12 protein-coding genes are annotated in these 12,541 nt (G+C 67.5%); all 12 read right to left on the reverse strand.

The genetic code is table 11. The features are described 5' to 3' along the window. Positions 1 to 4: 4 nt before the first annotated feature. A complete protein-coding gene (locus tag AC3FJ6_RS00175; RefSeq protein ID WP_488770282.1) occupies positions 5 to 1,162 on the reverse strand; it encodes a sensor histidine kinase in 1,158 nt (385 codons plus the stop codon). Positions 1,163 to 1,511: 349 nt separating this feature from the next. Further along, positions 1,512 to 2,459: a CysB family HTH-type transcriptional regulator gene (locus AC3FJ6_RS00180; protein ID WP_153945177.1), complete on the reverse strand. Its 948-nt coding sequence runs from the start codon at positions 2,457 to 2,459 to the stop codon at positions 1,512 to 1,514. Continuing rightward, positions 2,456 to 3,562 carry a sulfate/molybdate ABC transporter ATP-binding protein gene (locus AC3FJ6_RS00185; RefSeq protein ID WP_400394866.1) on the reverse strand — a complete coding sequence of 369 codons (1,107 nt, stop codon included), beginning with the start codon at positions 3,560 to 3,562 and terminating at the stop codon, positions 2,456 to 2,458. The genes AC3FJ6_RS00180 and AC3FJ6_RS00185 overlap by 4 nt, the downstream gene beginning before the upstream one ends. Continuing rightward, on the reverse strand, positions 3,559 to 4,449 hold the full coding sequence (cysW, locus tag AC3FJ6_RS00190) for a sulfate ABC transporter permease subunit CysW (protein WP_488770283.1): 891 nt from the start codon (positions 4,447 to 4,449) through the stop codon (positions 3,559 to 3,561). Before cysW ends, AC3FJ6_RS00185 begins: the two co-directional genes overlap by 4 nt. Position 4,450: 1 nt before the next feature. Beyond that, positions 4,451 to 5,386 carry a sulfate ABC transporter permease subunit CysT gene (gene cysT / locus AC3FJ6_RS00195; RefSeq protein ID WP_153945180.1) on the reverse strand — a complete coding sequence of 312 codons (936 nt, stop codon included), beginning with the start codon at positions 5,384 to 5,386 and terminating at the stop codon, positions 4,451 to 4,453. 108 nt (positions 5,387 to 5,494) lie between these two features. Next, positions 5,495 to 6,160, reverse strand: a complete 666-nt coding sequence (locus AC3FJ6_RS00200; protein ID WP_400394859.1) for an RBBP9/YdeN family alpha/beta hydrolase — start codon at positions 6,158 to 6,160, stop codon at positions 5,495 to 5,497. Positions 6,161 to 6,292: 132 nt separating this feature from the next. Beyond that, positions 6,293 to 7,135 (reverse strand): EAL domain-containing protein, encoded by an 843-nt coding sequence (locus AC3FJ6_RS00205; RefSeq protein ID WP_488770284.1) that lies wholly within the window; start codon positions 7,133 to 7,135, stop codon positions 6,293 to 6,295. A 39-nt stretch (positions 7,136 to 7,174) separates the two neighbouring features. Then, the gene (locus AC3FJ6_RS00210) at positions 7,175 to 8,092 is read right to left on the reverse strand and encodes an ATP-binding cassette domain-containing protein (RefSeq protein WP_488770285.1); all 918 of its coding nucleotides are present in this window, start codon (positions 8,090 to 8,092) and stop codon (positions 7,175 to 7,177) included. Positions 8,093 to 8,107: 15 nt separating this feature from the next. After that, the gene (ssuC, locus tag AC3FJ6_RS00215; RefSeq protein ID WP_488770286.1) at positions 8,108 to 8,929 is read right to left on the reverse strand and encodes an aliphatic sulfonate ABC transporter permease SsuC; all 822 of its coding nucleotides are present in this window, start codon (positions 8,927 to 8,929) and stop codon (positions 8,108 to 8,110) included. 12 nt (positions 8,930 to 8,941) lie between these two features. Beyond that, on the reverse strand, positions 8,942 to 10,105 hold the full coding sequence (gene ssuD / locus AC3FJ6_RS00220) for an FMNH2-dependent alkanesulfonate monooxygenase (protein WP_400395017.1): 1,164 nt from the start codon (positions 10,103 to 10,105) through the stop codon (positions 8,942 to 8,944). 69 nt (positions 10,106 to 10,174) lie between these two features. Then, a complete protein-coding gene (locus AC3FJ6_RS00225; RefSeq protein ID WP_153945185.1) occupies positions 10,175 to 11,194 on the reverse strand; it encodes a sulfonate ABC transporter substrate-binding protein in 1,020 nt (339 codons plus the stop codon). 247 nt (positions 11,195 to 11,441) lie between these two features. Then, the gene (locus AC3FJ6_RS00230; protein ID WP_153945186.1) at positions 11,442 to 12,449 is read right to left on the reverse strand and encodes a sulfate ABC transporter substrate-binding protein; all 1,008 of its coding nucleotides are present in this window, start codon (positions 12,447 to 12,449) and stop codon (positions 11,442 to 11,444) included. Between the last annotated feature and the right edge of the window lie 92 nt (positions 12,450 to 12,541).

Genomic DNA, 12,541 nt, shown 5'->3' on the forward strand with positions numbered 1-12,541 from the left:
GCGCTCAGGTACGGGAGATGGCCGGCGCCACGGTGGCGGGCGGCGCAGGGCGCGCGTCCGGCGCGGCGCGCATCGGCACGAAGGTCGGCTCGGTGCTGCGCGTGAGCGGCAGCGTCAGCCGCACCACCACGCCGCGCGGCACGTTTTCTTCCATCTGCATCGTGGCCGCCGCGCCAAAAATGCGCGCCAGCCGTTCGCGCACATGGGTCAGGCCCAGGCCGGACCCGCTCTTGCCGCTCTGGCAGAAGCCCACGCCGGTATCGGCAATCAGCACCTGCAGGCTGCCGTCCTCGGCCTGACGTGCGGACAGCACGATCTTGCCGCCGCGCATGCAGGGTTCGATGCCATGCGTGACCGCGTTTTCCACCAGCGGCTGGATCAGCATCGGCGGAATCTCGGCATCGGCCAGCGCCGGCGGCAAATCCACGGCGTAGTCGAGCCGCACGCCGAAGCGCATGCCCTGGATGTCGAGGTAGCTGCGCAGCAGTTCGAATTCCTGCGCCAGCGTGCAATGCTCGGCGCGCGTGTGCGACAGCGACATGCGCAGGAAGCCGATCAGCCGCTGCAGCAGCTGGCGCGCCGCACGCGGGTCGGTGGCGATCAGGCCGTCCAGGTTGGCCAGCGAATTGAACAGGAAGTGCGGCTCGATCTGCGCCTGCAGCGCCATCAACTGGGCGCGCACCAGCTGCTTTTCGGCCTCCTCGCGCTGCAGGGCGTCCAGCGCCGCCTGGCGTTCCAGATAGGCCAGCTTTTCACGCGACCAGTAGAAATAGATCATGCTGGCCGACGCCAGCATGCCGACGATCAGGCACATGCGCAGCATGTCGCCGGTGGCGGCCGCGGATTTCTCGGGCAGGTGCAGCAGTTCGCGCGTGGCCCAGCTGCCCAGCACCACGCCCATCGGCACGGCTACCACGGCCAGGCACATGAACGGCCAGCGGCGCGGGCGGTCGTTCCACCAGATCAGCACGCGCGGCACGTCGATCAGTACCCAGATCGACAGGCCGATCAGCTGGCTGTAGACAAAGTTCTGTACCAGCGTGCCGCCGGTCTGGAAGCCATAGTTGAGGCTGACCGCGATGACGGTGTTCATGCAGAGCACGAACAGCAGGTCTCGCGCAAGAATATTGAGCCGTGACGGCACCGCGCACGACATGCGCATATCTCTCTCCCTCCTTCTGCTCCACAAACCGCGTGCAAATCTGTGATGCACTGCAGCATAGGCAGCGGCCCGGGCATTCGGTGGCTGCCGGGCGCTGCGATGAAGGGCACTTTACGCCGGAGCGCGACGGGAAGAAAGCGTCGTGCGACGAACCGGCGGGAAATGGCGCGATTGGTGCAGGGATTCGACCAGCGGGTCGTACGCCCGTTTGAAGGCATGCGGCGTCCCGGGCTGGCGCGGGACGGCCCGCCCGGGCGGTGCATCGGGTGGCGGGCCGGTGGCTGCCCGGATGGCCCGGGCAGCGGTCAAGGCGGCGATCGGGCCAGTATCCGGCGGCCCTCAGGCGGCCTCAGGCCGCCACGGCCAGGCGACTGGTCGCTTCGGCCAGCGCGGTTGATACGGTGTCGCGCGACAGGTGCGGCGCGAACATGTTGATGAACGCATGGGCGTAGCCGCGCAGGTAGGCGCCGCGCCGCACGGCCACGCTGGTGGTATTCGGCTCGAACAGGTGAGCGGCCGAAATCTGCGTCAGGCCGGCGTCCTTGCGCGAGTCGTAGGCCATCGACGCGATGATCCCCACGCCCAGTTCCAGTTCGGCATAGGTCTTGATCACGTCGGCATCCATGGCGGTCAGCACGATCTCCGGCTGCAGCCCGGCGGCGGCAAACGCGCCATCGATCTTGCGGCGCCCGGTAAAGCCGGCGTCGTAGGTGATGATGGGGAAGTTGCACAGGTCCTCTAGCGTGGGCTCGGGCAGGCGCGTCAGCGGATGCTCCGGCGACACCACGATCACGTGCTGCCAGCTATAGGCCTCGAACGACGTCAGCCCCGCCTCGCTCGCCACCGCCTCGGTGGCGATGCCGATATCGGCCTGCCCCGTCAGCAGCAGTTCCACGATATGCGACGGCGACGCTTCCTGTAGCGCCAGCGTGACGTGGGGATATTCGCGCCGGAAGCTCTGCACCACCTTGGGCAGCGCGTAGCGCGCCTGCGTGTGCGTGGTGGCCACGGTCAGGCGGCCGGTATGGCGGCCCGCGAACTCGTCGCCGGCCTGGCGCAGGTTTTCGGCTTCGAGCAGCAGCCGTTCGACGATGCGCACGATCTCGCGCCCCGGCTCGGTCAGGCCGGTCAGCCGCTTGCCGTAACGCTCGAAGATCTCCACGCCAAGCTCTTCCTCGAGCTCGCGGATCTGGCGCGACACGCCGGGCTGCGACGTGTACAGCGCGTTGGCCACTTCGGTCAGGTTGAACTGGCGGCGCACCGCCTCGCGAATCGAACGCAGTTGCTGGAAATTCATCGTGCCGCCCCTTGTTCCTGTGTTGTTGTCTGGTTGCGGTTGAACACGCGCAGCTGGCGCGGACGCACCGCCAGCAGTTCGCCCTCGCGGAAGCCCTGGTGCCGGAAGCGTTCCAGCGGCAGCGCCACCTCGATCACGTCCTGGTTGTCTTCGCGCTCCAGTTCCAGCTGGGCCACCGGGCCCAGCGTCAGCGCACGGCGCAGCGTGACAGCAATGCCATCGGTGCCCGGCGCGTAGCGTTCCAGTTCCAGGTCGTGCGGCCGGACGTAGGCCACCGCATCGCCCGCCGTCTCGTGGCCGCTGCCCACCACGGGCAGCACCGCCTCGCCCGTATGCAGCAGCCCGCCGCTGTCGCCCACTTCCAGCCGGCCGTGGAACAGGTTCACGTTGCCGAGGAAGCCGAACACGAACGGTGTGGCCGGATGGTTGTAGACCGCCTCGGGCGTGCCGAACTGCTCCACGGCGCCACGGTTCATCAGCACCACCTGGTCGGCCACTTCAAGCGCCTCTTCCTGGTCGTGGGTCACGAACACGCTGGTCACGTGCAGTTCGTCATGCAGGCGGCGCAGCCAGCGGCGCAGTTCCTTGCGCACCTTGGCGTCGAGCGCACCGAACGGTTCGTCGAGCAGCAGCACACGCGGCTCCACGGCAAGCGCCCGGGCCAGCGCGATACGCTGGCGCTGGCCGCCCGACAGCTGTGCCGGGTAGCGGTCGCCCAGCCAGTCCAGCTGCACCAGTTCCAGCAGCGACTTCACCTTCTCGCGGATCCTGGCCTCGGACGGGCGCTCGGCGCGCGGTTTCACGCGCAGGCCGAAGGCCACGTTCTCGAACACAGTCATGTGCTTGAACAGCGCGTAGTGCTGGAACACAAAGCCCACGTTGCGCTGGCGCACATGCGTCGACGAGGCATCCTGCCCGGCCAGCACCACCTGGCCCGCGTCGGCCCGTTCCAGGCCGGCGATGATGCGCAGCAGCGTGGTCTTGCCGCAGCCGGACGGCCCCAGCAGCGCCGTCAGTTCTCCTTCGGCAAAGTCCAGCGAGACGTCGTTGAGCGCCACAAAATCGCCAAACCGCTTTTGCACGTTCCTGACCTGAATGCTCATGATGGCTGCCCTTCCGATGCGTGTTCACGGCTGGCGCGCACTTCCACCAGCGTCTTGATTCCGAGTGTGACCAGCGCCAGCAGCGTCAGCAGGGACGCCACGGCGAACGCGGCCGCGAAGTTGTATTCGTTGTAGAGAATTTCCACGTGCAGCGGCATGGTGTTGGTCAGGCCCCGGATATGGCCCGATACCACCGACACGGCGCCGAACTCGCCCATCGCCCGCGCATTGCACAGGATCACGCCGTACAGCAGACCCCAGCGGATGTTTGGCAGCGTCACGTGCCAGAACGTCTGCCAGCCCGACGCACCCAGCACGATGGCCGCCTCTTCCTCTTCGCTGCCCTGCGCCTGCATCAGCGGAATCAGCTCGCGCGCCACGAACGGGAAGGTCACGAAGATCGTGGCCAGCACGATGCCCGGCACCGCGAACATGATCTTGATGTCGTGGGCCTCCAGCCACGGGCCGAACCAGCCCTGCGCGCCGAACATCAGCACGTAGATCAGGCCCGAGATCACCGGCGACACCGAGAACGGCAGGTCGATCAGCGTGATCAGCAGGTTCTTGCCCCGGAAGTCGAACTTGGCGATGGCCCAGGCCGCCGCCACGCCGAACACCACGTTCAGCGGCACCGCGATGGCCGCCACGGTCAGCGTCAGCTTGATGGCCTCCACCGCGTCGGGCTCGGTCAGCGCCGCCAGGTAGGTGTCCAGGCCCTTGCGCAGCGCCTCGTAGAACACCGAAGCCAGCGGCACGAACAGGAACAGCGCCAGGAACAGCACCGCCACGGTAATCAGCGTATAGCGCACCCACGGCGATTCGCCCGTGGCGTCGTGCGGATGTCGGGCGGCAGCCTGGCCGCCCAGTCGGGATACAGCGCCGGCCATGTCAGTTCGCCTCCGGGTTGCCGTCAGGCAGCGCGGCCGCGCGGGCACCGGTCTGGTGGCGGCGCGTCCAGGCCTGCAGCAGGTTGATCAGCAACAGCAGCACGAACGAGATCACCAGCATCACCACGGCCACCGCGGTGGCGCCGGCATAGTCGTACTGTTCCAGCTTCGAATAGATCATCAGCGGCGCGATCTCGGACACCATCGGCATGTTGCCGGAGATGAAAACCACCGATCCGTACTCACCGGTGGCACGCGCGAACGACAGCGCGAAGCCTGTCAGCAGCGCCGGCAGGATGGCCGGCAGGATCACCCGCCCGAACGTCTGCAGGCGCGACGCGCCCAGGCTGGCCGCCGCTTCCTCCAGTTCGCGTTCCACGTCTTCCAGCACCGGCTGTACCGTGCGCACCACGAACGGCAGCCCGATAAAGGTCAGCGCCACCACCACGCCCAGTGGCGTGAACGCCACCTTGATCCCGTGCGGCTCCAGCCAGCGGCCGATCCAGCCGTTGCCGGCGAACAGCGCGGTCAGGGCGATACCGGCCACGGCCGTGGGCAACGCGAACGGAAGGTCTACCAACGCATCGATAAATCGCTTGCCGAAGAAGCGGTAGCGCACCAGCACCCAGGCCACCACCAGCCCAAAGGCCGTGTTGACGATGGCCGCAATCAGCGACGCGCCAAAGCTCAGTTCCAGCGATGCCACCACGCGCGGGTTGCCCACCGTCGCCCAGAAGCCATCCCAGGTCAGCGTGAAGGTCTTCAGGAACACCGCCGACAGCGGGATCAGCACGATCAGCGTCAGGTAGAAGATCGTGAAGCCAAGCGACAGCCCGAAACCCGGCAACACGGTAAATCGCTGGGCCGGCGCCGCGCGCAGGGGCGCGGCATTGACCGTCGGCGGGGGCGCGTCCGCCAGGGATATCGAGGAAGGCATGCGTGTCTCGTCTTATGAAACCGGCGCATAAGGCGCCGGCGTACGAGACAAATTTTGCAGATGCGCCCTTATAAAAAGAACGAATCTTTCCGAATTTTCTTAGACGTTTTAGATATAAGGCGATGTCTGTGCGACATCCGCGGACGCTTCCCAGCTGTCCGATCCATCGCCAAGGTGCAGGATACGGCCCTCGGAGTCGATCCGTTGCAGCAAAGTGGCGAGCAAGGCTTGGCCTGCCGGCCAGTCGTCGAGGTGCGAATCGGCATTGATATGGCCAAGCGCCCCCGCATCCACCAGTTCGCTGCCCCACAGCGTGCCCCAGCTGAACGCGGTGCGTTGCGACATCCACGGATCATTGGTGCTGGCCACCAGCACCGTCGGAAACGGCAGCCGCCACGTGGGCAGCAAGCCGCCCACGCCGAACTTGTCCGGATCGGCCGGGGCCACCAGCAGCGCGCCGGCGATGCCCACCGGATCCAGCGACGCCTGGCGCAGCGTCGCCAGGCAGCCAAAGCTGTGCGCCACCAGCACCGCGCCGCGCGACGCCACGCGAAGTGCCCGCGATACCCCTTCCGAGACCCGCTCGGCCCACAGCGGCAGGCTGGGGCGTCCCCAGTCGTGCTGCTCGATGCGCTGCCAGTCCGGGTAGAGCCCTTCCCAACGGCTTTGCCAATGTGCGGGCCCGCTGCCATGCAGGCCCGGTACGGTCAGGATCTGCAGGCCGCGCGGCACTTCCAGCCGCGCGACACCGCCCGATAGAGTCGATGCCGCCATACGCGCTCTCCTTCTCTGCTTCGGTGCTTCGTTGTTCAGGACTTATGGGGAACTGCAACAAGATCGCCGAGCGCCGGTCGATGTTCGCAGACAGGCGCTACCGGCCAGCCAGTGCCGCCAGGGCGATGCCGCCTAGGAAGCACTGCCTGTCTGCAACGGCTCTCGCAAATGCCGTGCCGGCACCGGACCGCCGGCCACGGCCTCGCCCTGCCCCAGCGCGATGCCCGCGTTCTGCAGCCGCTCCACGGCTTCGTCGTTCTGCAGCCGCCGGCCGATCAGCGTGACACCGGCGCCCTCGGCGCTGGCGCGCAGGCCGGCAAGCTGGCGGTCCGTCCAGATACGGCGCATGTCGAGCTTGAGCCAGTCGGGCAGCGCATGCGCCATCAGTGCGCCGGCCTCGGCCGGGTCGGATGCCTGCAGGCTCACCGCAAACCCGTTGCGGCGATAGTTGCCCACCACGTGCAGCAGCAGCGGCAGGTCGTCATTGGCGCTGGCAGGCACCTGAATCACGAAACGGTCCACGGGCAGGCCCAGCGATTCCAACGCGCGTCGGAATGCCGCGCCGTGATCGTCGGCCACCGCCGCCAGCAGGCGGTTATGCACATTGAGCACGAGCTTGCGCTCGCCGTGCGCCGCGAAGTAGTTCATCGCGTGCACCAGCCGCGACAGGCGGTCCAGCGACACCAGCGACGCATCGTCGGCCGCCATCGCGAACAGCTTCCAGGCGGCCAGCCCCACGCCGTCTTCGGCATAGGTGCGGATGGAGCCCTCGTGGGCCACCACCTCGCGGTCGGCCAGCGTCACCAGCGGGTCGAACGCGCTGGTCAGCGAACAGTTGAAGTACTGGCCCTGCACCTGCCCGCGCGCGTCGCGCCACAGCTCGCGGCCGGGCACCGGCTCGCGCGGCAGTGTTTCAAGGTAGCGTTCGAGTGCGGAGGTTGCGGAAGGTGCAAAAGCTGCGGAAGCGTGGCTCATGGTGACGTCCATGTCGGTACGCGCGGTTCGCCTGATTGCTCATGATAGAAGCTCCTCGGCGGGCCGGGCGTGAAGATTCGTTGATGGTGCAGACACTGTCGATGGCTGCCGCATCACGCGGCGCAGGACGGTGTCTTCGAGTTGCGCAAACGCCGCCGATCCGCGCTGGCGCGGACGCTCAAGCGCCACGCGCTGGTCCAACGCGATGCGGCCGTCCTCGATCAGCACCACGCGATCGGCCAGCGCAATGGCCTCCGATACATCGTGTGTGACGAGTAGCGCCGTGAAACCGAGCCGGCGCCACAGCGATTCGATCAGCGCCTGCATGTCGATGCGGGTCAGCGCATCGAGCGCGCCCAGCGGCTCGTCCAGCAGCAGCAGGCGCGGATGGTGGACCAGCGCGCGCGCCAGGGCCACGCGCTGGCGCTGGCCGCCCGACAGCCGCGCAGGCCATTCGTCGGCACGCTCGGCCAGCCCCACCTGCGCCAGCACGGCCGCGGCATCGGCGCGGCGCTCGCGCGGCAGGCCCAGCGCGACGTTGTCGAGTACACGCTTCCAGGGCAACAGCCGCGCATCCTGGAACATCACGCGGATACTGTCCTGCAAGGTCCGGCTTTGCTGGCGATCCAGCTGGCGCCCATGCTGATGGTCGAGCAGCACCGCGCCCTCGTCGGCCGGCTCCAGCCCGGCCACCAGCCGCAGCAGCGTGCTCTTGCCGCAGCCGCTGCGCCCGACGATGGCGACGAACTCGCCCGGCGTCACATCGAGGTCGATGCCATGCAGCACTTCGCGGCCGTCGTAACACTTGACCACCTGCTGCACGCGCAGCGCGATGCCAGCGGCCGCCGGCGTCTGGCGCGCTTCGGCAGCTGCCTCGCGGCGGGCCACGTCACGCCGGGCCAGATCGCGCTCGGCCCACGCCAGCGCGGCCTGCTCCACGGGAAATAGCGTTTGCATGGGGATCTCTCCTTGTCAGTTGGTCTGGTAGCCCGGATGCCAGCGCAGCCAGAACCGCTCCAGCGCGCGCGACAGCACATCGGCCAGCTTGCCCAGCAGCGCGTAGAGCAGGATGCCGACCAGCACCACGTCGGTCTGCAGGAATTCACGCGCATTCATCGTCATGTAGCCAATGCCCGACTGCGCCGAAATGGTCTCGGCCACGATCAGGATCACCCACATCAGGCCCAGCGAAAACCGCACGCCCACCAGGATGTTCGGCAGCGCGCCGGGCAGGATCACTTCGCGATACAGGCGCCAGCCCGACAGGCCATAGCTGCGCGCCATTTCGACCAACCCCGGGTCCACCGCGCGGATGCCGTGGTACGTGTTCAGGTACACCGGGAAGAACACCCCCAGCGCCACCAGGAACAGCTTGGCGGTCTCGTCGATGCCGAACCACAGGATCACCAGCGGGATCAGCGCCAGCGTGGGGATGTTGCGCACCATCTGCAGCGTGCTGTCGAGCAGCGTGGCCGCCGTGCGGAACGTGCCGGTCAGCAGGCCCAGCGCCAGGCCCAGCCCGCCGCCCACGGCCAGCCCGATCAGCGCCCGCCAGGTGCTGACCCAGACGTGGCGCCAGAGCTCGCCGGATACGGCCAGCGACCACGCCGCCTCCACCACGGCCAGCGGTGCCGGCAACACCCGGTTCGACAGCCACCCCAGTTGCGAGGCGGCCTGCCAGACCACGATCAGCAGCACCGGCACGATCCACGGTGCCACGGCCTGCGCCGGGGTTCTCTTCGCCGCCTTGTTCGCGGTTTTTTTGGCGGCCTGGTTCGACAGGGGCGTCGTCATGTGTGCGCCTCCTCAACTCTGCGATGCCCGTGGCACGATGCCGGTGGCCATCACTTCGCCAAACGGGCCCGACAGCACCTGCCCGGGCAGCTTGTCGCGCACCGAGCGCGGCAGCAGCGGGAAGACCAGTTCGGCAAAGCGGTACGCTTCTTCCAGATGCGGATAGCCCGAGAAAATGAACGTGTCGATGCCCAGCGCGGCGTATTCCTCGATGCGCGCCGCCACGGTCTGCGGGTCGCCCACCAGGGCCGTGCCCGCGCCGCCGCGCACCAGCCCCACGCCGGCCCACAGGTTCGGGCTGATTTCCAGCGCCTCGCGGGTCCGCTTGGCGCCGCCGGCATGCAGGGCCGCCATGCGGCGCTGGCCTTCGGAATCCATCTTCGCGAAGACGGCCTGGGCACGGGCCACGGTGTCGTCGTCGAGCCGGCTGATCAGTTCGTCGGCAGCCGCCCATGCCGCCGCTTCGGTTTCGCGCACGATCACGTGCAGGCGGATGCCGAAGCGCACCGTGCGGCCATGCTTCGCGGCCCGGGCGCGCACATCGGCGATCTTCTTCGCCACCTCTGCCGGCGGCTCGCCCCAGGTCAGGTAGGTCTCTACCTGCTCGGCAGCCAGGTCATGCGCGGCCGCCGACGATCCGCCGAAATAGACCGGCGGATGCGGGCGCTGCACCGGCGGGTACAGCACCCGCGCGCCCTTCACGGTGATGTGCTTGCCCTCGAAGCTGATGTCGCCGTTGTCGTGGCTGGCCGCCAGCACGTCGCGCCAGACGCGGATGAACTCGGACGACGCCTCGTAGCGCGCCGCATGATCCAGGAACAGCCCGTCGCCTTCCAGCTCGGCCACATCGCCGCCGGTCACCAGGTTCACCAGCAGGCGGCCGCCCGACACGCGGTCGAACGTGGCGGCCATGCGCGCAGCCAGCGTTGGGGTCATCAGACCCGGCCGCACGGCCACCAGAAACTTCAGCTGGCGCGTCACGGCAGCCAGGGCCGACGCGGCCACCCAAGGGTCTTCGCACGAGCGGCCGGTGGGAATCAGCACGCCTTCGTAGCCCAGCGTATCGGCGGCCACGGCGATCTGCTTCAGGTAGTCGAAGTTGACTTCGCGCGCCCCTTCGGAGGTGCCTAGGTAGCGGCTGTCGCCGTGGGTGGGGATGAACCAGAAAACTTGCATGTCGAGCCTCTTGTTTTATCGGTTGCGATGTACGGCCTTGGCGATTCGACGATTCGGCGATTCACCGCTTCAGCGTTGCGCCGTGGCGGCCGGCGGTTGCCAGGCGGCATCGGCCACCTTGATCGGCTTCGGAATCAGCTTCAGCGTCACGAAGGCGTCGGCAATGCGCTGTTGTTCGGCCAGCACGCCAGCCGTCACAGGCTTCGCGCCATAGGAAAATCTTGAAACAGCAAGATCCAGCACGCTCGGGTCAAGCCCGGTTTCCTTGGCCAGGAACTGCGTGGTGTCCTTCGGATTTTTCTCAGCCCACTGGCCCAGTTGCGCCAGTTCGTCGAGGATCGCGTTCACCACGTCGGGGCGGGCATTCGCATAGGGGCGCGACGCCAGGTAGAACTGATGGTTGCTGACCAGGTTCTTGCCGTCGGCGGTACGGCCATCGGCCAGCACGCGGGCATCGAGCTGCTTTTCGGCGGCGGCCAGGAACGGGTCCCAGATCACCCAGGCATCCACGGCGCCGCGCTCGAACGCCGCGCGGGCGTCGGCGGGCGGCAGGTAGACGGGCTGGATCTCGCTCCAGGGAATGCCGGCCTTTTCCAGCTGGCGCACCAGCAGGTAATGCACGTTCGAGCCCTTGTTCAGCGCCACGCGCTTGCCGCGCAGGTCGGCCACGGACTTCAGCGTCGAGGTCTTCGGCACGACGATGGCTTCGGACGTCGGCGCCGGCGGCTCGTTGCCGATATAGGCCAGCTGCGCCCCCGCCGCCTGCGCGAAGATCGGCGGGGCCTCGCCGACGGTGCCGAAGTCGATGGCGCCCACGTTCAGGCCTTCCAGCAACTGCGGGCCGGCCGGGAACTCGGTCCACTTCACGGTGATGCCCTGCTGCGCCAGGCGCTTTTCCAGCGTGCCCCGCGCCTTGAGCAGCGTCAGCGTGCCGTACTTCTGATAGCCGATGCGCAGCTGCTTCGGATTCACGGTCTGCGACTGCGCCTGGGCCGGCTTGGCCAGCAGGCCGTAGGTCAGGCCGGTGGCCACCACGAGCGCGCCCAGCAGCAGGCGCCGGCGCAGGGAAAGCGGTTTGAACGATGTCATATCGGGGTTCCGGATGAGGAGAAGTTCGAAATCGATGGCGGCACGACGCCCTGCCGGCGCCAGCGCGCGGCATGCGGAAAACGTCATGCGTGGAGGAAACTTCAGGTCAGGCGGGACATCGCCCCATGGCGACGCGGGAAGGCAGGACAGCGCGAACAGCGGACATCTCGGGCTCCTTCGTCAGGCGCACCGGGGCGGCGGGCACGATCGCTGGCGCAATCGGCCGGGGCCGCCCCCGGCACTGTGATTACCGCTTGCCGGGCTGGTACACCTGGTCAAACGAACCGCCATCGGCAAAGTGCGCCTTCTGGGCCTTGGCCCAGCCGCCAAACACTTCGTCGATCGTGAACAGCTTCACCTTCGGGAAGTTGGCGGCGTACTTGGCAGCCACCTTTTCCGAGATCGGACGGTAATAATTCTTGGCCGCGATTTCCTGGCCCTCGTCGGTGTACAGGAACTGCAGGTAGGCCTCGGCGGCCTTGCGCGTGCCCTTCTTGTCCACCACCTTGTCCACCACGGCCACCGGCGGCTCGGCCAGGATGGAGACCGACGGCGCCACGATGTCGAACTTGTCCGGACCCAGTTCCTTGATCGCCAGGATGGCTTCGTTTTCCCATGCGATCAGCACGTCACCCAGGCCACGCTCGACGAACGTGGTGGTGGCGCCGCGCGCGCCCGAATCCAGCACCGGCACATTCTTCAGCAGCTGTCCCACGAATTCCTTGGCCTTGGCTTCATTGCCGCCCGGCTGGCGCAGCGCATAGCCCCAGGCAGCCAGGTAGTTCCAGCGGGCGCCGCCCGACGTCTTCGGGTTCGGCGTGATGACCTGCACGCCCGGCTTCACCAGGTCGTTCCAGTCCTTGATTTGTTTCGGGTTGCCCTTGCGTACCAGAAAGACGATCGTCGACGTGTACGGCGAGGCGTTGTGCGGCAGGCGCTTCTGCCAGTCGGGCTTCAGCAGGCCCTTCTCGGCGATGGCGTCGATGTCGTAGCCCAGCGCCAGCGTGACCACGTCCGCGTCCAGGCCGTCGATCACCGACCGGGCCTGCTTGCCCGAACCGCCGTGCGACTGGCGAATCTGCACCGTATCGCCGCTTTGCGCCTTGTAGGCCTTGGCAAACGCGGCGTTCACGTCCACGTACAGCTCGCGCGTGGGGTCATAGGAAACGTTCAGCAGGTTGGTGTTGGCCAGGGCGGCCGGCGCCGCGCCGATTGCGGACAGTACTGCGAGGCCCAGGGCCAGCTTGCGAATCATGTTCAATTGCTCCCGTCAGAGTTGTCGTGAATGCCCCCGCCTGGATCGGCGGGGTTTCTGTCAGGGAGAAAGGCTACCGGCCGGCCCTTCTG

Source organism: Cupriavidus sp. 94F1, assembly GCF_057798875.1.

Coding starts and splice junctions, on each gene's coding strand:
- AC3FJ6_RS00175 (WP_488770282.1), bottom strand. CDS start 1,162: ATGCGCATGTCGTGCGCGGTGCCGTCACGGCTCAATATTCTTGCGCGA.
- AC3FJ6_RS00180 (WP_153945177.1), bottom strand. CDS start 2,459: ATGAATTTCCAGCAACTGCGTTCGATTCGCGAGGCGGTGCGCCGCCAG.
- AC3FJ6_RS00185 (WP_400394866.1), bottom strand. CDS start 3,562: ATGAGCATTCAGGTCAGGAACGTGCAAAAGCGGTTTGGCGATTTTGTG.
- cysW (WP_488770283.1), bottom strand. CDS start 4,449: ATGGCCGGCGCTGTATCCCGACTGGGCGGCCAGGCTGCCGCCCGACAT.
- cysT (WP_153945180.1), bottom strand. CDS start 5,386: ATGCCTTCCTCGATATCCCTGGCGGACGCGCCCCCGCCGACGGTCAAT.
- AC3FJ6_RS00200 (WP_400394859.1), bottom strand. CDS start 6,160: ATGGCGGCATCGACTCTATCGGGCGGTGTCGCGCGGCTGGAAGTGCCG.
- AC3FJ6_RS00205 (WP_488770284.1), bottom strand. CDS start 7,135: ATGAGCCACGCTTCCGCAGCTTTTGCACCTTCCGCAACCTCCGCACTC.
- AC3FJ6_RS00210 (WP_488770285.1), bottom strand. CDS start 8,092: ATGCAAACGCTATTTCCCGTGGAGCAGGCCGCGCTGGCGTGGGCCGAG.
- ssuC (WP_488770286.1), bottom strand. CDS start 8,929: ATGACGACGCCCCTGTCGAACCAGGCCGCCAAAAAAACCGCGAACAAG.
- ssuD (WP_400395017.1), bottom strand. CDS start 10,105: ATGCAAGTTTTCTGGTTCATCCCCACCCACGGCGACAGCCGCTACCTA.
- AC3FJ6_RS00225 (WP_153945185.1), bottom strand. CDS start 11,194: ATGACATCGTTCAAACCGCTTTCCCTGCGCCGGCGCCTGCTGCTGGGC.
- AC3FJ6_RS00230 (WP_153945186.1), bottom strand. CDS start 12,449: ATGATTCGCAAGCTGGCCCTGGGCCTCGCAGTACTGTCCGCAATCGGC.